Source organism: Candidatus Photobacterium acropomis (genome assembly GCF_030685555.1).
In the GTDB taxonomy this organism is placed as follows: Bacteria; Pseudomonadota; Gammaproteobacteria; order Enterobacterales; family Vibrionaceae; genus Photobacterium; species Photobacterium lucens.
On sequence record NZ_CP131609.1, the window covers coordinates 1,725,236 to 1,748,051 of the forward strand.

The 22,816-nt window shown below is 42.6% G+C and carries 18 protein-coding genes; 12 read left to right on the forward strand and 6 right to left on the reverse strand.

Annotated elements, in window-relative coordinates; genetic code table 11:
* Positions 1 to 2: 2 nt before the first annotated feature.
* A complete protein-coding gene (gene kdsB, locus Q7657_RS14955; RefSeq protein WP_107165093.1) occupies positions 3 to 749 on the forward strand; it encodes a 3-deoxy-manno-octulosonate cytidylyltransferase in 747 nt (248 codons plus the stop codon).
* Between the two features lie 94 nt (positions 750 to 843).
* On the opposite strand, the gene Q7657_RS14960 is transcribed toward kdsB, so the two are convergent.
* Together Q7657_RS14960 and Q7657_RS14965 are read right to left on the reverse strand one after the other, a co-directional pair.
* On the reverse strand, positions 844 to 1,596 hold the full coding sequence (locus tag Q7657_RS14960) for a hypothetical protein (RefSeq protein WP_258178207.1): 753 nt from the start codon (positions 1,594 to 1,596) through the stop codon (positions 844 to 846).
* A 96-nt stretch (positions 1,597 to 1,692) separates the two neighbouring features.
* The gene (locus Q7657_RS14965; protein WP_107165094.1) at positions 1,693 to 3,750 is read right to left on the reverse strand and encodes an alkyl/aryl-sulfatase; all 2,058 of its coding nucleotides are present in this window, start codon (positions 3,748 to 3,750) and stop codon (positions 1,693 to 1,695) included.
* 121 nt (positions 3,751 to 3,871) lie between these two features.
* On the opposite strand from Q7657_RS14965, the gene Q7657_RS14970 reads away from it, so the two are divergent.
* Positions 3,872 to 4,789 carry a LysR family transcriptional regulator gene (locus Q7657_RS14970; protein ID WP_219908786.1) on the forward strand — a complete coding sequence of 306 codons (918 nt, stop codon included), beginning with the start codon at positions 3,872 to 3,874 and terminating at the stop codon, positions 4,787 to 4,789.
* A 73-nt stretch (positions 4,790 to 4,862) separates the two neighbouring features.
* Here Q7657_RS14970 and hpf read toward each other — a convergent pair whose 3' ends face one another.
* The 3 genes from hpf to elyC all read right to left on the reverse strand — a co-directional run bounded on the left by hpf (position 4,863) and on the right by elyC (position 8,201).
* Entirely contained in the window at positions 4,863 to 5,222 is a 360-nt protein-coding gene (hpf, locus tag Q7657_RS14975) for a ribosome hibernation-promoting factor, HPF/YfiA family (protein WP_008986789.1), read from the reverse strand.
* 382 nt (positions 5,223 to 5,604) lie between these two features.
* Positions 5,605 to 6,993: an L-cystine transporter gene (locus Q7657_RS14980; protein ID WP_107165096.1), complete on the reverse strand. Its 1,389-nt coding sequence runs from the start codon at positions 6,991 to 6,993 to the stop codon at positions 5,605 to 5,607.
* A 380-nt stretch (positions 6,994 to 7,373) separates the two neighbouring features.
* The gene (elyC, locus tag Q7657_RS14985; protein WP_107165097.1) at positions 7,374 to 8,201 is read right to left on the reverse strand and encodes an envelope biogenesis factor ElyC; all 828 of its coding nucleotides are present in this window, start codon (positions 8,199 to 8,201) and stop codon (positions 7,374 to 7,376) included.
* 119 nt (positions 8,202 to 8,320) lie between these two features.
* Between elyC and cmoM the strand changes: the two genes are divergently transcribed.
* The 9 genes from cmoM (at position 8,321) to Q7657_RS15030 (ending at position 21,354) form a co-directional block, all read left to right on the forward strand.
* Positions 8,321 to 9,154: a tRNA uridine 5-oxyacetic acid(34) methyltransferase CmoM gene (gene cmoM / locus Q7657_RS14990; RefSeq protein WP_053988260.1), complete on the forward strand. Its 834-nt coding sequence runs from the start codon at positions 8,321 to 8,323 to the stop codon at positions 9,152 to 9,154.
* A complete protein-coding gene (gene mukF, locus Q7657_RS14995; protein ID WP_008986793.1) occupies positions 9,151 to 10,473 on the forward strand; it encodes a chromosome partition protein MukF in 1,323 nt (440 codons plus the stop codon). The genes cmoM and mukF overlap by 4 nt, the downstream gene beginning before the upstream one ends.
* On the forward strand, positions 10,454 to 11,197 hold the full coding sequence (mukE, locus tag Q7657_RS15000; RefSeq protein WP_107165098.1) for a chromosome partition protein MukE: 744 nt from the start codon (positions 10,454 to 10,456) through the stop codon (positions 11,195 to 11,197). The genes mukF and mukE overlap by 20 nt, the downstream gene beginning before the upstream one ends.
* Positions 11,197 to 15,660: a chromosome partition protein MukB gene (gene mukB, locus Q7657_RS15005; protein ID WP_107165099.1), complete on the forward strand. Its 4,464-nt coding sequence runs from the start codon at positions 11,197 to 11,199 to the stop codon at positions 15,658 to 15,660. The genes mukE and mukB overlap by 1 nt, the downstream gene beginning before the upstream one ends.
* A gap of 231 nt (positions 15,661 to 15,891) precedes the next feature.
* A complete protein-coding gene (gene torE / locus Q7657_RS15010; RefSeq protein ID WP_008986796.1) occupies positions 15,892 to 16,062 on the forward strand; it encodes a trimethylamine N-oxide reductase system protein TorE in 171 nt (56 codons plus the stop codon).
* A gap of 38 nt (positions 16,063 to 16,100) precedes the next feature.
* A complete protein-coding gene (gene torC, locus Q7657_RS15015) occupies positions 16,101 to 17,285 on the forward strand; it encodes a pentaheme c-type cytochrome TorC (RefSeq protein ID WP_107165100.1) in 1,185 nt (394 codons plus the stop codon).
* 76 nt (positions 17,286 to 17,361) lie between these two features.
* Positions 17,362 to 19,842 (forward strand): trimethylamine-N-oxide reductase TorA, encoded by a 2,481-nt coding sequence (gene torA / locus Q7657_RS15020; protein ID WP_107165101.1) that lies wholly within the window; start codon positions 17,362 to 17,364, stop codon positions 19,840 to 19,842.
* Between the two features lie 110 nt (positions 19,843 to 19,952).
* Positions 19,953 to 20,405, forward strand: a complete 453-nt coding sequence (locus Q7657_RS15025) for a group II truncated hemoglobin (RefSeq protein ID WP_053988255.1) — start codon at positions 19,953 to 19,955, stop codon at positions 20,403 to 20,405.
* Between the two features lie 169 nt (positions 20,406 to 20,574).
* Positions 20,575 to 21,354 carry a TSUP family transporter gene (locus Q7657_RS15030; protein ID WP_107165207.1) on the forward strand — a complete coding sequence of 260 codons (780 nt, stop codon included), beginning with the start codon at positions 20,575 to 20,577 and terminating at the stop codon, positions 21,352 to 21,354.
* Here the strand turns inward: Q7657_RS15030 and Q7657_RS15035 are convergent.
* On the reverse strand, positions 21,305 to 22,150 hold the full coding sequence (locus tag Q7657_RS15035; RefSeq protein ID WP_107165102.1) for a LysR family transcriptional regulator: 846 nt from the start codon (positions 22,148 to 22,150) through the stop codon (positions 21,305 to 21,307). The genes Q7657_RS15030 and Q7657_RS15035 overlap by 50 nt on opposite strands.
* 230 nt (positions 22,151 to 22,380) lie before the next feature.
* Here Q7657_RS15035 and Q7657_RS15040 point away from each other — a divergent pair, with 230 nt between their 5' ends.
* Positions 22,381 to 22,626, forward strand: coding sequence for a hypothetical protein (locus Q7657_RS15040; RefSeq protein ID WP_146146395.1), 246 nt, complete (start codon positions 22,381 to 22,383; stop codon positions 22,624 to 22,626).
* The last annotated feature ends 190 nt before the right edge of the window (positions 22,627 to 22,816 follow it).

Below are 22,816 nucleotides of genomic sequence, written 5' to 3' on the forward strand. Positions count from 1 at the left end.
TAATGACATTTACCGTTGTTATTCCTGCCCGTTACCAATCAACACGATTACCGGGTAAACCACTGGCAGATATCGCAGGTAAACCTATGGTGCAATGGGTTTACGAACAAGCGATGAAGTCAGGTGCGGATCAAGTGATTGTCGCAACTGATGATCAACGCATTGTTGATGTGGTGAAAGGCTTTGGTGGTGAAGTGTGTTTAACTCGCGCAGATCACGAATCAGGCACAGAGCGTCTTGCTGAAGTGGTTGAGAAATACCAATTAGCAGACGATCACATTGTGGTGAATGTGCAGGGTGATGAACCGTTGATCCCTGAAACCATTATTCGCCAAGTGGCTGATAACATTGCTCATAAAGATGCACCTATGGCGACATTGGCGGTTGAAATTGATCACCATGATGAAGTGTTTAATCCCAATGCGGTAAAAGTCGTTACCGATAAAGACGGTTATGCACTGTACTTTAGCCGAGCATCGATTCCATGGGATCGTGACAACTTTGCCAAAGAGCCACGTATCGTTCACCACAATTTACTACGTCACATTGGTATTTATGCCTACCGTGCAGGTTTTATTAAAACCTACATCAATTGGGAACCAAGTGCGTTAGAGCAAATTGAATCACTAGAGCAACTACGTGTGCTTTGGTACGGTGAGAAGATCCACGTTGATGTGGCAATTGATGCGCCAGCGCCGGGTGTTGATACGCCAGAAGATCTTGAAAAAGTACGTGCTATTGTTGGTTAATTGATCATCACGAATACTTTCATGAACGAAAAAACCGAGCTCAAATAGGCTCGGTTTTTTATTATCTGTTAAATGGGTTTGCGTTTAACAATGGTTAAAACTGATGATTAAACTCTAATCTGAAATCACCGTTTTTAAACTGGGTATCATGATCCCAGTTAGCAAAGGTACGTATGGTTTGTCGATCATTTAGCTTATAACTCACCGCTGCTTCATGGTGGAAACCATCCAGTAAATCAGACATATATTCGTTGTTATTGAGTGTAGAGATATACATCGGGTTGTAATTGAGCCAAATCTTATCAGTCACATCGACTTTGGCGTATGTTCCCACAACCACATAACTGCTTGGGATCGCGTATCCGATACTACCTAAGCTGTCGTCAACGAAGTCAATGTTTGCCGTATCTGTTACGGTGATCCCTAAACCTGCAAGAGGGTAAAGCTGTAGTGCTCCCCATTTCGGCAGTGCTTGGATCATACTGTACGATGCGCTACCTAGGTTATTATCGAAATTCCAGTTTACGTCGATTTGGCTACCACGTCCGTTAGTCATATCTAGTTGGAAATTACGAAAACGGATACTATCAATCGAATCATCACCATCATGTGTGATGTGTTCACCCATAAAACCTTTAATTTCAAAGATATTCATCGCCATGGTGGTGGGATCTTTAGTGTCGTAAGATTTTCCCATTTTTAAATTTAAGCCGTTGTTCGACATACCCACACCACCTTGAGTGTAAACAGCGAGTGGATCGGACATATCTTGTACTTCTGAGCTAGAAGCGGAGGCAAAAGGAACGGCAATGAAAGCAGCAACAAGGGCAAGTGAACGTGAAGTCATGAGAACACCTATTTTAAGCAGTAAGACAAAATGAAGCTGTTAGCCAGAGGTAGCTCTGGCTAACGAGGGGAGAGCACTTAATTAACCGAAGTAAACTTAGTGATATAAGTTGGCATCCACTTCCTGACCTTTTGCAGGTCGAGGCACGATTTCAAACGTTGGGTTAAATTCAACAGAGGCCGCTTTTAGCTTCGCAAGCACTGTTTTATCGCCTTTCAGAGATACCGTCTTATCTGCCATAAGTTGTGGTAAATCTGCTTTACCTAATAGCATTTGAGTAACATCAGACTTGTTAATTGTCAGTGTTGCATCGGCATTTTCTACTGGGTGTTTCACCAAACCATTGTTTAAGTTACCGTTCGATATCTCAACGAAGAACACTTCATTTTGATCAGGCACAATCACATTCATGGTAAATGGTGTGTGTTGGGCAATAGTTGAATCTACTTTCACCGCCATGAAATCCAGTAAGTTTTCAATGCTCATTTCAGATAACACATCAGCAGAAGCGGTTTTTGGATTACCCGGTTGAGTACCAATACGTAGCTCTTGCGCACCTGTTAAATACGTGTTTCTCCAACCCATGGTTTCAGACTGGTAGCCTAATTGCTCATAAGTATCAGCAAGTAATTTGCGAGCATCTTTATTTTCAGGATCGGCTTTCACAACCTTATCTAAAACAGTGGCGACAAAGCGGTATTCCCCTTTATTGAAATCAGCTTGTGCTTTTTTCACGATCACATCGCTGCCACCCATGTAATCAACAAATTTATTGGCTTCTTGCTGTGTTGGTAATGGGTTTAAGTTTGCTGGGTTCATATCAAAGTAACCCAGGTACATGTTGTAGACCGCTTTAGCGTTATGGCTATATGAACCGTGATAGCCATTGGTGTGCCAAGCTTGTTGAATACTGGTCGGAATGGTTTCAATTAACGCATCACCAATATCTTGAATAACGACACCATTGTTTGCTAAACGTAGGGTTTGATTATGAACAAACCCGTAGTTATCACGTTGTAATTTCATGAAATCGAGGACTTCATCATTACCCCAAATAGGTGATGAATGAGAGCCAAACAGCACATCAATATCTGCGCCCCAAGCATTGATCATCTCATTGATATCTTTAGACCATTTCAATGAATCACGCACCTTAGCACCACGTAAGGTATAGATGTTATGCATACCGTGATACATCATTTCACCTGTCCACAATGCATTCATTGATGGAATAAAGGTCGCCATACCAGCAGGGGCTTCTGTACCTGCAGTATCAATGAAGATCATTTCAACGCCATCAATTGCATAAGTTTCAAATTTACCGTCACTATTAAAGGTGTAATCAGGTTTTACATAAGTGATTTCCCCAGCACCATATTCTGGCGAGTAGGTCGACATAGATTTACCTAAGCCTGCGTCAACAATACCGTGTTCATGAGCCCCTAAGGTGGCACCGTATTGGTAAGCGGCACGACGTGACATAGCATTACCAGCCAGTACGTTTTCATCTACCGTTTCTTTGGTCATATTGTGTGGACCATATACCTTCACATTAGGGAACATCTCAGCAATCGCACGAGCCCCACCAAAGTGATCAGCATGGCTATGAGAGTAAATCATTGCCACAATCGGTAAATCGCCACCTTTTGGTACATTTTCTAAAAAGAATTTTGTTGATATTTCAGCGGCTTGCTTGGTTAGTAATACGTCGTAAACAATCCAACCCGTTTTACCTTTAATAAAAGTAATGTTTGATAAATCAGTGCCACGAACTTGATAAATATCATCACTGACTTGGTATAACCCTGCAGCGGTGTTATTGACCTGTGCTTGGCGATACAGCGAAGGGTTAACGGAATCAGCAATATTGTCTTGCTCAATAAAGTCGTAGCTATTACGCATAATATTGGCGCTTGCTTCATCTAGCGGCACGATCAAACCTTTGTTATTACGCTCAAACGCATCACGGTCTTCCCAATTTAATTGTTTACTCAGTGCTTTATTGACCTGAATGGTTTGCTCTGTAGCAGGCTTGCCATTAATGGTTAAGTCACCGCTAACATGGTCGTGATCATGGTTCGCGGCAACGGTAGGAAACGACATTGCCAAAATTAATGTAAGAACAGATTTAGATGCAGTTGGTAATGTTTTCATAGTAAAACCCACTTGTTTGAGATGAATGTCTTAACTCGATGAAGCCATTCTATGCAACTAACTCATCGTGATATATAAAGTGAAAGTTATGTAAAACATAAGCATCAGTTATGTATTGTGAGTGACTATGACGGATAAATTCGATCTCAACTTATTACGTATATTTACCGAGGTGTATAACCTCAAGTCGATTACGTTAGCGGCAGAATCATTAGGGTTAACTCAGCCAGGCGTCAGTGGGGCAATCAAACGTTTGCAACAATATCTGGGGAAAGATTTATTTGTCCGAGAAGGGCGAGGCATATCGCCAACGTATACAGCTATTCAATTAGCTGAATCGGTGAACCCAGCGTTGCAGCAGATAGAGATGGGATTAAGTAACGTTCATCGCTTCGATGTACAGGCGAAACGGACATTTCACGTATTAGTCAATGAGCCTATGATGCAGTTGCTTCAACCGCTTGTGGAAGCTGATACCAGTTTAGGCAATTGTGAGATTTGCTTTGGCTTAACACCACCGCAAGAAGATGAGTTGTTTTCAATATTAAGCTTACAAAAAGCCGATTTAGCGATAGATGTCGGAATACATCCAACTGCGGGATACCACCAACAACCGTGTTACATCGATCATATTGTTGCGATATGCCGAAAAGGACATCCACGAATAGATCAGCAGTTAACTCAAGAGCAGTATTACGCAGAAAAACATATCACGTTAAAAATTAGACGTTCAGAATTGTACGCTGCAGATTACTTTACGGAAGATACGATTTCACAACGTCAGATAAGCTGCGAATGTGAGTCTCTACTCTCTATGATGACCATGGTATCTGAAAGTAATTGTTTAGGAGTTGCAGCTGGTAGTTTAGCGGAGAAATATGCAGAAAAACTGGGTTTAAATATATTAGCTCTGCCTTTTACTGTTAAACCGATTTCGCAAAAAATGGTGTGGCACAACCGACATAATAAAAGCCAAGCCCATATTTGGGTAAGAAATAAATTACTGGATTATTTAAGTCAGATTGAAAATAAACAATAAGGCTGGAATAAAGTAAAAGCGATCACCGAAATAAAGGATGAAAAACAGTGACCGCTTTTAGTGGCAAGATGATTTATAACTTAGCTAAAGTTTCGTCTTCTTCCTTAATTAAGTTTTCTTTCTCTTTTTGTGCTTTTTCACTTAGGTGAGCTTGTGGCTTTTCTTTATGTTTGATGATTTGACGTTCTAGACGATCAAATGCTTCGTTGAATGCATCGATTAGCTCGTTAGCTTCACCAGTAGCGTCGATTTTACCTAGGTTAGACTTAGTTGCTATTTCAACAGTAAACTTACGGCCTTCCTCAAGTTTCATAAATACATCTTTGCTTTGGAAAGCAATTTTGAATTTATCAAACTTGAAGAATGCTTCTTTAATGTGTTGTTCTAGGTAGTCAGGAAGTTCGAAACCACGTGCTGTAATTTTAATGCTCATAATAAGTTACTCATAAATTCGTTGGAGTTCATGCTTATTAAGTTGAACCTAAAATGGAGCACTTAATGTGATATGTGTCACACTTTTAGTTAGGTGTTCATTTGTTAATAAAAGCATGTATGTGGTGGTTTTTAACGCATTTAAAATTGCGGAAGGGAATAAAGTGATTTGCTTTTGTGCAATAAGAATAAAATAGAAGACATTAATTAACTATTTATCATTAAATTTGTTTTTAATTTGTATAGTAAATGTATTTCACTAAAAAAGTAATCTTTGATTTATTTTTGAAAAATAAAAAAAGCTGTGAAATTTCTCATCGTTAATAAGAGAAACTCACAGCTTTAATATACCCAAGTACCTTGAAGTCACTTGGGTATAAAAATTAAATATTGTTATTAACTACTTCTGGTTGTTTTTCGTTATCAATATCAGTGGACTGGTTTAGACCTAGAATACGAGAAGTCATCGTACCTGCTGTCATTGAACCACTTACGTTTACTGCAGTTCGCCCCATATCAATCAGAGGTTCAATTGAAATTAGCAGGCCAGCTAACGCCACAGGCATCCCCAGTGTTGAAAGTACGATAATTGCAGCAAATGTTGCACCACCACCAATGCCAGCGATACCAAATGAACTTACGGTGACAATCGCAACTAATGATGCAATGAAGCTAGGATCTAATGGATTGATGCCAACGGTTGGAGCAATCATCACTGCAAGCATCGCAGGGTATAAACCAGCACAACCATTTTGACCCATAGTTGCACCGAAAGAGGCTGAGAAGTTCGCTACTGCATCACCATTACCTAGAGATTTAACCTGCGTTTCAATGTTCAGTGGGATCGTGCCTGCGCTAGAGCGTGAGGTAAACGCAAACGTCAGTACAGGTAAGATCGTCATAAAGAAACGGAATGGGTTAACACCAGTAAAGCTCACAAGCACTAGGTGTAGTACCAGAATTAAACCTAAACCAATATAAGAAGCGACAACAAAGTTCAGTAAGCTAAGAATGTCATCATAGTTAGAGCCGGCAACAACCTTAGTCATCAGTGCCAATACACCGTAAGGCGTTAGGCTAAGCACCATGCGAACGAGGGTACGTACAATTTCTTGGGCTACATGAATAAACTTCTCGAAACTTGCGCCAATCTCAGGGCTAGTTTTGATAACCGTTAAACCAGCCATACCAATAAACGCAGAGAAGATCACCACCGCAATGGTTGAGGTTGGGCGAGCACCAGCAAGATCTGCAAAAGGGTTAGATGGGAAGAAAGAAATAATCATGTCGGCAAACGACACATTGGCAATACTGCCTAAGCGAGTCTGTAGCGCTTCACCACGAGCAATTTCACGTGCACCTTCAACAATACCATCTGCACTTAAACCGAAGGCGTTAGTAATAGCGATACCAATTAGAGCAGACACCGCAGTGGTTGCCAGTAAAATACCAATGGTTAGGAAAGAGATCTTACCCAGTGAGCTAGAGTCTTTCACTTTAATGATTGCACCAATGATAGATACCATAATGAGTGGCATCACAATCATTTTCAGTAAGCTCACATAGCCAGCACCAACAATGTTTACATACTCAAGCGTATCGCTGACTACTGAGGTAGCAGGATCATAAAACCATTGTAGAGAAGCACCAAATAGGACACCTAAAAATAGGCCGGTAAATACGCGTTTTGAAAGTGTACTGTCTGTGCGTTGCTGCTTAATAAGTAAAGCAATAAGTAGCGCAAAAATCGCTAAATTAAGTATTTGGTACATACTGCGAACCTTTGATTTATTCGTATATTTATAGTTGAAAGCAATAATTCGCAGTTAATTAAACTGATATCTGTTAAATTTTTAACTGAAAATGTTAAGCGATTTACTGTTTCGTGTTGGAAAGAATCATATTCTTTAATGTGGATTTCAGATACATTTTTTATGGCTTTTATTAGCTTAAAATGAAGTTATATATAGCTTTTAGTTATATGTGGTTGGGGCGTAATGATTGACCATTAATAGCTAATTAAATGATAAATAAGGTTTTAATATGGATTTGAGATGTAAAAAAGCCCAATAAGCAACGGATAGTTTCGCTCATTGGGCTTAAGAAAATGGAGACAACCAAGTTGTTAATGTGACTGGATTATAGCTGTGAGTTAGCCTGCTACCGTAAGTGCGTCAGTATTCTCTTCGGTTTTTTTTTCGCTCTTGTTTTTATCTGTATTCGCAAGGAAATCACGAAGATCTTGCCATAACATGCCTAGTTTTTCATGCCAGTAGCGTTCTGTTTGGTTTAAGAACTGTGAACTTGGCGCATAGCGAACCCAAGGTTGTTTTATTTTATTGGTTGCCATGAAATTGGTTGGTGCAGGGATAGGATCTAAGCCTGCCTGATGGAACTCATTCAGTGCACGTGTCATATGGCTTGCCGATGTTACTAACACTAAATTCTTACTACCGACTACAGAAGCCGCTTGATGTGCTTCTTCCCACGTATCTTTTGCTGTTTCAAGTAGCAAAATGTCAGATTTACTCACCCCAAGCGCTAAAGCGACTTTCGCTAGCATACGAGCATGGCTGATTGTTGTACCACCGCTATAGCCCGATAAGATCATTTTTGACCCCGGATACATACGGTAAATACGGATCCCTTCAGCAAGGCGCATTAACGCAGTGCGTGACAGCTCTGATGTTATTGGAAAGGTTTTATCGATCACATGGCTATTACCCAGCACCATAATAAAATCGATAGGCTTTGAACTGCCAACAAACGCGCGGTGTTCTTGCTCCAAAGGGCGTAATAGGCTGGTAGAAACAGGCTGGAAAGAGACCGCAAAAATGCCAAGAAAAGAGAAAGCGATAATCCCAGAAGCCAGTTTCGTTTTACGGCTAAACCATAAAACCAATAATCCTATAACACCAATGATCAGCAACGCAGGTAGGGGCATAAGGAGTGTTGCGATTAATTTTTTTAATTCAAACATGAAATGTAGTCCGAAATTTCAGCAGTTGAGCTTGAAAAAGCATCACAAGCCTTTATTCCTTTACTGCTTGTGAGAAAATAAGTCACTTTTTAGATTCGCTATCATAACGTAAAGCAGCCGTGATAAAAGACCGAAATTTTGATGATTTGGCGCAAAAGTTCGCTGAAAACATATATGGCACCGCAAAAGGGCAGATTCGGCAAACTGTCGTTTGGCAAGATATTGAACAAATTCTCGCCGCGCTTAGCAGTGTATCACCACTTTCTGTACTTGATGCAGGAGGAGGACTAGGGCAGTTGTCACAAAAAATTGCATCACTTGGACATCAAGTGACGTTATGTGATCTTTCTAGCGAAATGTTGACACTAGCTCAACAAGAAATTGCTAAAAACGGTTTGCTTGAGCAATATCGTTTGGTGCACTGCCCGGTACAAGAAATCGGGGAGTTCTTACCTGAACCTGTTGATTTGGTATTATTTCACGCCGTAATGGAATGGCTGGCTGAACCAATTGAGGTACTCACGGGTCTATTAGAGAACGTGAAACCGGGTGGCGCTATTTCCGTGATGTTTTATAACTACAACGGTCTACTGTTTAAGAACTTGATTTGTGGCAACCTGACTCACATTGAGCAAGGTATGCCGCATCGCAAACGTTTTAAATTACAGCCGCAGAAAGGAATAAAACCAGACGAGGTATATCAGTGCCTTACTGATGCAGGTTTTGAAATCATGGGCAAAACAGGGGTTCGTACCTTCCATGATTACATGCAAAACTTCCGAGTAGGTGACTACAGTTTTGAACAAGTTCTTGATATGGAGCAAAAGCTCTGTCGTCAGGAACCGTTTTTGTCGTTGGGTCGTTATATTCATGTTTATGCCCGTAAGCCTTTTGCTGAAGAAACGAGCATGACAACGACAAATACAAATAACAGCAATAAGGACAAGGGATGAGTGAAGTTACCCAGACGGTTCCTGAGTTGGTTAACTGGGTAAAGCAGAATGAATTTGCTTTAAACCTACCAACGGAACGGCTGGCGTTCTTGTTAGCCATTGCCGTATTAAGCGGTGATCGCTTTGATGAAGAATTAGGGGAAGGAGAACTGGTTGACGCATTTCGCATCGTAAGCGACATGTTCGGCCAGTCAAAAGAAACCCTGGCATTTCGCGCCAACAACGCCATTAACGAATTGGTAAGACAACGATTAATTTCGCGTTTTACCAGTGAAGTGACCGATGGCGCTAGTATTTACCGCTTAAGCCCGCTGGCACTTGGCATTACTGATTATTACGTTCGTCAACGTGAATTCTCAACACTTAAGCTATCTATTCAGTTAGCGATGGTGGCAGACGAAATTAATAAAGCCGCGACAGCAGCGCAAGAAGGCGGTGATGAAAAACACTGGCGTCAGAACGTTCATGCCGTATTGAAATATTCAGTAGCTGAAATTTTCGACCGTATCGATTTAAACCAGCGCACCATGGATGAACAACAGCAGCAAGTGAAAGTCGACATTGCTGAGTTGTTAAACCAAGACTGGCGTGCTGCGATCAGTAGCTGTGAGCAATTACTTGATGAAACTTCATCAACGCTTAAAGAGCTACAAGATACCCTGCAAGCAGCAGGCGATCAGCTACAAGCACAATTATTGACCATTCAAGAAGCGACCCAAGGTCACGATGATCTCGATTTCGTTGATGCAATGATTTACATCCTGCAAATGAAACTCGACCGTATTATCAGCTGGGGTCAGCAAGCGATTGATTTATGGATTGGCTATGACCGCCACGTACATAAATTCATTCGTACCGCTATCGACATGGATAAGAACCGTGCCTTTAGTCAGCGTTTACGTCAATCGGTTACTGATTATTTTGATGCGCCATGGCTACTGACCTATGCCGATGCAGAACGTCTATTAGACATGCGTGATGAAGCACTCGTGCTTCGTGATGACGAAGTGACAGGTATTGTTCCTGCTGAGATGGAATTTGAAGAGCTGGATTTAGTCAACGATATTTTGGCTGAAAAAGTCGCAGCAATGCTTCAAGCGCATAAGGAAACTGGCGCCCCAATTAACTTAAGCCTACTTCTTAAAGATTATTTGGCTCAACACCCATTTGCCCAGCATTTTGACTTGGCAAGGATCGTGATTGATCAAGCAGTCAGAATGGGATACTCGGAAGCGGATTTCAACGCTATTCAGCCGGATTGGGAAGCAATTAACGAATACGGAGCCAAGGTACAAGCTCATGTCATTGACAAATATTGAAGAATTCATGCCGGAAAAGTTAGCAAAAGCGATTGCTAATCCACTTTTCCCTGCACTGGATAACGCGCTCCGTTCAGGTCGCCATATTTCTAGTGAAGATTTAGATAACCACGCATTCTTGATTGAATTTGAACAAGAATTAGCGATGTTCTACAAGCGTTACAACGCAGAATTAGTGCGTGCTCCTGAAGGTTTCCTATACCTTCGTCCACGTTCAACCTCATTAATTGGTCGTTCTGTTCTGTCAGAAATCGACATGTTAGTGGGTAAAGTGCTGTGTTTCCTCTACCTAAGCCCAGAGCGTTTGGCGCACGAAGGTATCTTTACTAACCAAGAACTGTTTGACGAGTTAGTGGCATTAGCTGATGAACAAAAGCTAATGAAATTAGTGACTAACCGTGCAACGGGTTCCGATCTTGATCGTGAAAAACTGTTCGATAAAGTGAAAACCTCACTGCGTCGTCTACGTCGTATTGGCATGTTAATTCCGATTGGTGATCACGGTAAATTCCGTATCAGTGAAGCGGTATTCCGTTTTGGTGCTGATGTCCGTACTGGTGATGACATTCGTGAAGCACAGCTTCGCTTGATCCGTGATGGTGAAGCCGTTGTTCACCACCAAGAGCCAAGCCAATCAAGCTTGCTAGATGAGATTGAACAAGAAAATCAAGAACCACTTGAAAACGCAGAAGCAGAACAAGTGGAACAGGAGAGTAATAGCTAATGGAACGCGGTAAGTATCAATCGCTCACCATGGTCAACTGGAACGGCTTCTTTGCCCGTACTTTTGACATTGATAATTTGGTGACAACGCTTTCAGGCGGTAACGGTGCAGGTAAGTCAACCACTATGGCGGCTTTCATCACCACACTAATTCCTGACCAAAGTCTTCTACACTTCCGTAACACCACAGAAGCGGGTAGCTCGAATGCCTCTCGTGACAAAGGTCTACACGGTAAGTTAAAGCCAGGTGCGTGTTACGCAGCACTGGATGTTGTTAACTCGAAAAAACAACGCATTATCTTCGCTGTTAAACTACAGCAAGTAGCAGGTCGCGATAAGAAAGTTGATATTAAGCCTTTCTTAATTCAAGGCTTACCATCACACATCAAACCAACAGATGTGTTGATTGAAACGATTTCAGACAACCAAGCTCGTGTACGTCAGCTAAACGACGTAAAAGACATCGTAGCTGAGTTTGAAGGCGTACAATTTAAAGCATTTAGCTCGGTAACTGACTACCACGTTCAAATGTTTGAAATGGGCGTATTACCTAAGAAACTGCGTAATAGCCAAGACCGCTCTAAGTTCTACCGCTTAATTGAAGCATCACTTTACGGTGGTATTTCAAGTGCGATCACACGTTCTCTACGTGACTACTTATTACCGCACAACACCGGTGTTAAAAAAGCCTTCCAAGACATGGAAGCGGCACTACGTGAAAACCGTATGACGCTAGAAGCGATCAAGCTAACTCAAAGCGATCGTGATCTCTTCAAGCATTTAATCACTGAAGCAACCAACTATGTTGCGGCAGACTACATGCGTCATGCCAACGAGCGTCAGAAGAAACTAGAGCAAACATTAAGCCTACGTGGCGATCTAATGGGCTCTCGCCAAACCTTGATTGATCAGCAAGCATCGTTCAACAACATGTCGAACGAATTAAGCGAACTAACCGATCAAGAAGGCGCATTAGAGCAAGATTACCAAGCCGCATCTGATCACCTGCAACTTGTGCAAACAGCCGTTCGCCAAGCAGAGAAAATCGAGCGTTATAAAGAAGATCTTGAAGAGCTAACAGAGCGTCTTGAAGAGCAGGTAATGGTGGTTGAAGAAGCAGCTGAGCAACTTGCGATGGCTGAAGAACAATCACAACTAACCGAAGAAGAAGTAGATAGCTTAAAAACGCAGTTAGCGGATTACCAACAAGCATTAGACATGCAGCAAACCCGTGCATTGCAATACCAACAAGCATTGCAAGCATTAGAAAAAGCACGTGATTTGTCTGGCGATCATCAAATGCTACCAGACCAAGCGCCACCGTATCTTGCTCAGCTTAAGCAGCAACAAGATACTCAAACCACAGCACTTCTAGCACTTAAACATAAGCTAGATATGTCGTCTGCGGCAGCGCAGCAGTTTGATAAAGGTTTGGCGATTGTCACCACTATCGCAGGTGCTATTGATCGTGCTAACGCCAGTGATAAAGCCCGTGAATTGATTGATCATGGTCGTCAACTACGTGCGATTTCAGATCGTGGTGAGCAGCTAAAAGCGCAATACCGTGATTTAGAGCGTAGCGTTCGTAGCCAGCGTCAAGCGTTTGAGTTAGCTGAAACTTACACCAAGAAATTCGCGACCACATTAGACAGCGAATTAGCGTTAGTGGAAGAGCAAGCGCGCCATGAAGCCACGCTAGAAAGCTTAGAGCAAGATCAAGCCGTTCTTGTTGAGCAGCGTAATGACATGCGTCACAACGAGCAGCGTTTAGCTTCTCGCATTGCAACGCTTGAGTCACAAGCACCAACATGGATTGCGGCATCAGATGCGTTAGAAAAACTGTCTGAGCAAGCCAATGCCGAGCTTGATAGCAGCCAAGCTGTGATGGATGCAATGCAGTTAACGCTTGATAACGAGCGTGAAGCTTCTCGTCAACGTGATGAACTAGCAGCACGTAAGAAGCAGTTAGATAGCGATATAGAACGTTTAGCACAACCAGGTGGTAGCGATGATTCACGTTTACGTGCATTAGCCGATACCCTTGGCGGTACTATGCTGTCTGAAATTTACGACGACATCACCATTGATGATGCGCCATATTTCAGTGCTATGTACGGTCCTGCGCGTCACGCTATCGTGGTGCCAGATCTTAAAGGCATCAAAGAGAAGCTAGTTGCACTGGACGATTGCCCAGATGACTTATACATCATCGAAGGTGATGCAGATGCATTTGATGACAGCGGCTTTGACGTTGATGAACTAGAAGATGCTGTTTGTGTTCACTTAAATGATCGCCAACTACGTTACTCACGTTTCCCGAAAGTACCACTGTTTGGTCGTGCGGCTCGTGAACAACGCCTAGATATTCTTCGTGATGAGCGTGAACAAGTTGTTGAAGATCACGCAAAAGCATCCTTTGATTCGCAAAAACTTCAGCGTTTATACCAAAGCTTCAACAGCTTTGTTGCAACGCACATGGCAGTGGCATTTAACCCAGATCCAGAAGTGGAGCTAAAACAAGCCCGTGATGAGCGCAACCAAATCACACGTCAGCTTGCAGAATCACAATCTCAAGAACAGCAGCAACGCAGCCAATTGGCAGCAGCTCGTGAAGGTCTAGCATTACTGGCTAAATTAAACCCAGTGGTGACACTACTTGAAGATGACACGCTAACCGCACGTTTTGAAGAAGTAGAGCAGCAGCTTTCACAAATGGATGAAGCACGTAACTACCTTGACTGTCACGGTAAAGCGTTAGCCGAGCTTGAAACATTAGTCTCTGCACTAGAGGCTGATCCTGAGCAATTCGATGCGCTACAAGCTGATTACGAAGCTGCCGATCAGAAGCTACAAGAGCTGAAAACACTGATCTTCGCCGTCGCGGATTTAGCAGAGCGTCGTCACTACTTTAGCTATGCCGATGCGGTTGAACTTCTAAGTAAGAGCTCAGAGCTAAACGAGCAGCTAAAAGCGAAGCTGGCAACTGCAGAGCAAGCACGTAACCGTAGCCGTGAAGCCCTAAAACAATCACAAGCACAAGCGAACCAGTACAACCAGTTAATGGCGTCACTGAAGAGTTCACACCAAGCGAAACTAGAAACGGTTCAAGAATTTGAACGTGAACTACAAGAGCTAGGTGTACGTGCTGATATTGAAGCGGAAGAGCGTGCGCGTTTACGTCGTGATGAGCTAAACGAGCGTCTACACAGTTCACGTAACCGTCGTAGCCAGCTTGAGCGTTCAATTACTTCTGTTGATCTAGAAATGAAGTCGCTAGTGAAGCGTCTACGTAAAGTCGGTAAAGACTACCAAGACATTCGTAAGCTAGTGGTTAACGCTAAAGCAGGTTGGTGTGCAGTATTACGCCTAGCACGTGAAAGCGATGTTGAACGTCGTCTACACCGTCGTGAAATGGCATATATGTCAGCCGATGAACTACGTTCGCTATCGGATAAAGCGTTAGGTTCACTACGTCTTGCTGTGGCGGATAACGAAGATTTACGTGATGCGCTACGTGCTTCTGAAGATGTCACTCGTCCAGAGCGTAAAGTGCTGTTCTACATTGCGGTTTACCAGCACCTACGTGAGCGTATTCGTCACGATATTATTCGTACCGATGATCCAGTTGAAGCTATCGAAGAGATGGAAGTAGAACTTGGTCGTCTAACAGAAGAGCTAACTGCACGTGAACAACGTCTAGCGATCAGCTCAGATTCTGTTGCGAACATTATTCGTAAGACAATCCAGCGTGAGCAAAACCGTATCCGAATGCTAAACCAAGGTCTACAAAGTGTGGGCTTTGGTCAGGTTAACGGCGTACGTCTAAACGTGAAAGTACGTGAAACGCACGAATCACTACTGGCTGGTTTAGTTGAGCAAAAAGATCAGCACAACGATCTGTTTGGTAACAACCGTCTATCGTTCTCAGAAGCGATTGCGAAGTTGTTCCAACGTCTGAACCCACATATCGATATGGGTCAGCGTTCACCTCAGATCTTAGGTGAAGAACTACTCGACTACCGTAACTACCTAGAGCTAAGCATTGAAGTTAACCGTGGTACTGACGGCTGGCTACAAGCGGAATCAGGCGCACTATCAACAGGTGAAGCGATCGGTACAGGTCAGGCAATCCTATTGATGGTAGTACAAAGCTGGGAAGAAGAATCTCGCCGCCTACGTGGTAAAGACATCATTCCTTGTCGTCTACTGTTCTTGGATGAGGCAGCGCGTCTTGATGGTAAGTCAATCGCAACGCTATTTGAGCTTTGTGAACGTCTAGACATGCAGCTATTGATTGCGGCACCTGAAAATATCAGTCCAGAGAAGGGTACAACTTACAAACTGGTACGTAAGATTTTCAAAGATCGCGAACACGTACACGTGGTGGGCTTGCGTGGTTTCGGTAATACACCAAAGATCGAAACTCCAGTCCAAACCGTATTAGAGATTGAAGAAGCCGAATAATTTGCTTCGTGCGTCAATACAAAGGTCAGCAGCAATGCTGGCCTTTTTTTGTATCTAAAATATTTAGTTAGCAACAAAGGCAAGAAAAAACAGAGCTGGCAATACTGTGCGACGGATCGCTTTTTGACTGCTTTGTTAATGAACTGTAAATCCATTGACTATAATTCACTTTGAGCACTCAACAAGCCCTTTAGGAATATAAGGGCTTACTGATTAAGTGAGATAGCAATAATGTATAGTGATGAAATTGATGATAAAGAGAAAGGTCGCTATGAATGGCGCGCATTTCTTTTCATTGTTGTTCTACTGTTTCCTATTTTATCCGTGATGTTTGTTAGCGGATACGGCTTTTTTATTTGGGCGTTACAAGTGTTTTTCCTCGGCCCACCAGGGCATGGCTAAGCATTCGTCAACCTTCAATAAAAATGGGTAGGTAAATAATGAAGTCATCCTTAAAAAAATATTGGATAACGTTATGGCGTCCAGCAACCAAGATAAGTTTGGGCGTGTTGGCTTTAGGTGGATTTATTGCGGGGGTGATCTTTTGGGGGGGATTCAACACCGCACTCGAAATGACCAATACCGAGAAATTTTGTATTAGCTGTCATTCCATGAGAGATACTGTCTACCCCGAATTACAAGGGACGGTACACTGGGAAAACCATTCAGGTGTGCGTGCCACCTGTCCTGATTGTCATGTTCCTCATAATTGGACAGACAAAATTGCCCGTAAAATGCAGGCAAGTAAAGAGGTGTTCGGTGCTATTGTCGGCACCATCGATACCCCTGAAAAATTTGAAGCAAAACGTTTAGAGTTAGCCCAGCATGAGTGGAAACGTTTCGCTGCTAATGGCTCGCTAGAATGTAAAAGTTGTCACAGTTACGCCAGCATGAAATGGGATGAAATGTCGTTACGTGCGCAAGCTCAAATGAAGCAAGCAGCAGTAAAAGATCAAAGCTGTATCGACTGTCATAAAGGCATAGCACATCATCTTCCTGCCAATATGGCGTCATCGGGTGGGATTGGTTCAGATTTAGCGTCAGCATCTCACAGTACTGACTATTCAACAGGAGAAACCTACTACAGTATCCAATTCACCCCAATGTTTGAAGATGCGGCGAAATCGCAAGATGGCGGTCAGCTAGAGCCTGCATCAGCGGTGAAAGTCGTCGATATCAAAGATGACATGCTGCAAATTGAACTTAATGGTTGGCGTAAAGAAAAAGGCTTTGGTCGGGTGATCAACCAAGATTTCGGATTAAATATTCCAGTCGCAGCATTAAGTAAAAACGCAGCACAAAGCCCAGAAGTAGTGAAAGGCTTTGATCAAAAAGAAGACGACGTAACGGGGCTTAAATGGCAAAAAGTGACGGCTACCTTATGGGTAGAGAAAAAGAACTTTGTCAGTGATATCAATACGATTTGGACAGCAGCAAAATCGGCATATAACACTAACTGTAGCGTGTGTCATACCCAGCCAGCAGAAAACCATTTTGATGCAAACACTTGGCCTGGCATGTTCAATGGTATGCTCGCATTTGTGAATTTCGATACCGATAGCGAAGCAATTGTATTGAAGTACTTACAAAATCATTCGTCCAACTTTTCACAAGCTGAACATTAATCAAACTAAAGGTTGCTTAGCATTTACCTCTCTGTGCTAAGCAACCTTTTTACGTTTTAATCGTGAGGAATTTTTTATGTCACTGAGTAGGCGTAAATTTTTGCAAGGTTTAGCAACCACAAGCGCAGCTTCCGTTATTGGTCCTGGATTATTAATGCAAGTTGCCAAAGCGGCAGAAGAAGTGACCAAATCTACTGAGCCTCCGGGCATATGGAAAGTGTCAGGTTCACACTGGGGGGCATTCAGAGCCCGTATTTATGATGGGAAAGTCGCTGAAATCAAACCTTTTGATCTCGATAAACACCCAACAGACATGCTTAACGGCATCAAAGGGATGATATATAGCCCAACCCGAATCCGTTATCCGATGGTGCGGTTAGATTGGCTTAAGAAAAATAAATACAGTGGCGAAACCCGAGGCAGCAATCGTTTTGTACGCGTCACGTGGGATGAAGCACTCGATCTGTTCTACCAAGAGCTACAACGGATCCAAAAAGATTATGGTCCTTGGGCACTCCATGCTGGGCAAACAGGCTGGCGTGAAACAGGGCAATTTCAAAGCTGTACCTCACACATGCAACGCGCTGTGGGGATGCATGGTAACTTCATTAAAAAGGTCGGGGATTATTCTACTGGGGCAGGACAAGTTATTTTGCCTTACGTGTTAGGTTCAACGGAGGTTTATGCTCAAGCCACCACATGGACAACCATTTTAAAAGACACCAAAACCTTGATTTGGTGGTCGAGTGATCCGATCAAAAACGGGCAAATCGGTTGGCAATGTGAAAGTCACGATGCCTATGGCTATTACGCCCAATTAAAAGATAAAGTCGCTAAAGGCGAGCTCACCATGATATCGGTTGATCCCGTGGTGTCGAAAAGCCAAAAATACTTCGGTTGTGAACATCAATATGTCAATCCACAAACCGATGTGCCATTTATGTTAGGGATCGCCCATACCCTGTATAAAGAAAACCTCTACGATAAACAGTTCCTTGAAACCTACACCTTAGGCTTTGATGAATTCTTGCCGTATTTATTGGGAACAGGCGCAGATAAAACTGAGAAAACACCAGAATGGGCAGAGAAAATCTGTGGCGTGAAAGCCGATGATATTCGTAAATTTGCCCGTCGCTTAGTCAAAGACAGAACCATGCTGATGTTTGGCTGGGCGGTACAACGTCAACAACACGGTGAACAGCCTTATTGGATGGGGGCAGTGTTAGCTTCCATGATTGGGCAAATTGGTTTGCCGGGGGGCGGTATTTCTTATTCGCACTTTTATAGTGGTGTTGGTCTGCCATTTAGTACCGCAGCAGGGCCGGGGGGCTTTCCACGTAACGTTGATGAAGGGCAAGTCCCGATTTGGAACAACAACGACTTTAAAGGTTATAGCTCGGTCATTCCTGTCGCTCGGTGGATTGATGCCATTATGGAGCCGGGTAAGAAGATCAAATTTAACGGCAGTGATGTGGTATTACCCGATATTAAAATGATGATATTTAGCGGCTGTAATCCGTGGAATCACCATCAACAACGTAACCGGATGAAAGAGGCGTTCAGAAAACTGCAAACCGTAGTCAATATTGATTACACATGGACGCCTACCTGTCGTTTCTCCGATATTGTACTACCTGCTTGTACCCAGTTTGAACGTGATGATATTGACCAATACGGCACATACTCCACCGCAGGCGTGTTAGCCATGCACAAATTGGTTGATCCGCTTTATCAATCGAAAACCGATTTCGCTATCTTTACCGAGCTGTGTAAACGCTTTGGCAAAAGCAAAGAATACACTCGTGGCATGGATGAAACTCAGTGGATCAAAGAGCTGTACAACAACTGCCGTGATGCTAATAAAGATAAAAATCCAATGCCAGAATTTGATGAGTTTTGGAAAGAGGGTTTTGCAGGCTTTAAAACCGATCAAACCTACGTTAGCCACCAAGCGTTCCGAGACGATCCTGAAATCAACTCCTTGGGAACACCATCAGGCTTTATTGAGATCTACAGCCGTAAAATCGCCCGTTATAACTACGAACATTGCCAAGGGCATCCTATGTGGTTTGAGAAAGAAGAACGCTCTCATGGTGGGCCTAAATCCGACAAATTCCCATTCTGGTTGCAATCGTGCCATCCTGACAAACGCTTGCACTCGCAAATGTGTGACTCGGAAGATTTTCGTAATACCTATGCGGTGAAAGGGCATGAGCCTGTTTATATCAACCCAGACGACGCCAAGAAAAAAGGCATCAAAGACGGTGATATCGTCAGAGTTTTTAACGATCGTGGGCAATTATTAGCAGGGGCAGTGCTTTCAGATGATTACCCAACAGGGGTTATTCGTATCTATGAAGGGGCATGGTTTGGACCACTCAATAACGACATAGGCGCAATAGATACGTATGGCGATCCAAATACCGTGACCATTGATATACCGACCTCTCAGTTAGCGCAAGCAACCAGCGCCAATACAGTAGTGGTCGATATTGAAAAACACAAAGGCGAAGTGCCACCTGTTACCTCATTCAGTGGGCCAATTCATGTTAGCTAAGGCGTGATTTTGCTAACAGAAACTAAACAATAAAGAGCCGATAGCAAGGCTCTTTATTATTTTTAGATATAATAAAACAAACGAGGACAGTAAAAGACAGTGAGTCGAGTTTGAACAATTCAGAATACCCAGAGCAAGATGAGATCTCAGGCGTAAAGAAAACCCAAGCCCCAGTTTATGGTGTAGGTGATAGTACCTTACAAGCCGCTGGTGGTGAGCAAGGCGTAAAAAAGCTGGTGGATGCGTTTTATCATTATATGGATACCATTCCCGTCGCTGCTAAAGTACGTGCCATGCATAACCCTGATCTCAGTGAATCCAAAGCTAAATTAACCACTTTTCTTATTGGCTGGATGGGTGGACCTTCCCGTTATGCAGAGATCTACGGTTCAATGAATATCCCCGGGGCGCACAGTCATTTAGACATTGGGCTTGAAGAGAAAAACGCATGGCTATTGTGTATGCAAAAAGCCCTCGATGATCAGCCATATGAAGAAACCTTCAAACGCTATGTGATGGTGCAGCTTTCGTTCCCTGCTGAAATGTGTCGCAACCGCAGATAGCCTCTCAATCTAGCTTGTAAATATAAACAGCTGGTAATACAGCCCAATAAAACAATCACGGCAACCGTTTCCAAATAGGAATAGGTTGTCGTCTTGTTTTTCGCTATTGCATTATGATCAACAAAGGTAATATCTCGTTATTGAGAACCACCTTATGACGTTGATTAACATGGAATTAAGTTTAGAAATATTCGTTTTACTGTTTTTTGTTGCAGGTCTAGCAGGCTTTATTGATGCCATCGCAGGGGGCGGTGGGCTATTAACCGTACCTGCTTTGTTATCGGTTGGTATTCCACCTGCTCAAGTGCTTGCCACCAACAAATTGCAAAGCTCCTTTGGTAGTTTTTCCGCATCCTTGTATTTTGTGCGTAATGGGTTAGTCAAACTTAGTGAAATGCGCCTTGCTATCGCTTGTACTTTTATCGGCTCAGCAGTCGGGGCATTGTCAGTACAACACATAGATGCAGGGATATTAACCAGCCTGATCCCTGTATTATTGATCTTTGTTTCGCTGTATTTCTTATTAAGTCCTAACGTGGGTAAACCACAAGGCGAACCGAAATTATCTGAAGCCATGTTTGCTTTCGCAGTGGGCACATCAATCGGCTTTTACGATGGTTTCTTTGGTCCCGGAACAGGCTCATTATTTACCATCTGTTTTGTCGCCATTGCCAAATTTGGCTTAGTAGAAGCTACCGCAAGAACCAAAGTTTTAAACTTCACCTCTAATATTGCGGCATTGATCTTCTTTATTATCGCAGGGCTACCGTTATGGAAATTAGGCTTAGTGATGGCAGCGGGTGGTTTTATAGGTGCACGATTAGGCGCACATATTGTAATTAACAAAGGGCAAAAATTCATTCGCCCAATGGTGATCATTATGTCGATGATTATGGCGGTCAAACTGCTTTGGGAACAGCATCCACAATGGTTTCAACTAGGTTTTTAACCCTTGGGAGCTTGTAACTATTTTGACGATAAATCAGGTGAATAGGGCGAGTCAGTTCAGCAAGCTCGGCAAATTCAAAACAGTATTTATCGTCAATGCTTAATGTTTTCACAATTGATTGCGGCACAAGGGCAGGTGCCATACCTGCCAGTGCTAACTGCGCTGACGCAGTATAAGAATCCATTTCCATCAAAGGTGTAATGCCTAATTTTTGTAACACCGCCGCCTGAGAAATATTCGACGGGTTTTTCAAATCATTCACCACAATCGCTTTAGGTAATGCCGTCAGCGGTTGGTTAAACACCAGCTTAAATGGCTCATCCATCAAATGCTCGGCAATAAAACTGTATTGCGCAGGTAAATGTCCGGCACAAAAGCCAATTGATGCCTTACCTGATTGCACGTTTTCGACAATCACAGGGGTATGGTGCGTCGTAATTGAAATGTATTTATCTTTTTGGAAATACGTTCCTAACGCATTAGCCAAATAACCTGCTACCAAGGTTTCAGAGCAATCTAAGGTAATAATGCTTTGATCGTCTAAATTCTGATGTTCAAAAATCAGTCCACGAATTTCATTAAAACTCGGCCCCACGTTTTTGATCAACGCATGAGCATCGGGGGTGAGCTTAATTAACCTGCCCGCAGGGATGATCAGCTTAGTGCCTAATGTCGCTTCTAGCTTGGCAATCCGTTTGCTCACTGCCGACTGGCTAATATACAAACGGCTACCTGTACGGCTCATGGTGCCTTCTTCCGCTAACACTAATAAGGTTTCGATACCTTCCAGCAGCATAGTTCAATCCATTGATGAAAGAGAGGAATTAATGATACGTGATTACAGGGAAAGAGGCGAGATTGCGTGGGTGACTATGTGCTTATGGTGTAATTTATAGTTTCGTTATTCAACGTTTTTAGATGTGTATCTTATTATTTTTCTAATGCTTATTTGTGGTGTTGCTTAATCATGTTTGCTTGTTAGTTTTCAGTTGTTATTTAAAAGACATAACCTATAGGAAATAACGAGTGAATTTATTTCGAAAGTGGCATGACAAAAAGTTAATCGAAGAAAGTGAAAATATCAGTAAAGGAAGAATATGGGGAATGATCGTGACTTGCCTATTTTTATTCTTTATCTCTTTTTGGATTTTTCCTGAAGATCGTTTAGTGATGTTTATTTGTTTAATGATTGGCAGCATACTCGGTGTAAATGTTGAAAAGTTAGTTGCGGTTTATACGGTAAGCATTAAGCAGAAAAAAGGCTTGAGTTAGTGCTCTAATCTAATTGCTTATTAGTGGTGTACTGTAAATTAGCTTTATTTATTGGTTAATTATTACCAAACAAACATCGACCCCATCCAATAACTTTATGTATTTCGTTACATGTCTATGTATGACGTTGCGAGTAAAAAATGACATCTATAAAATTTTGCCAATTTTGTGCGAATTAATGACTGATGAC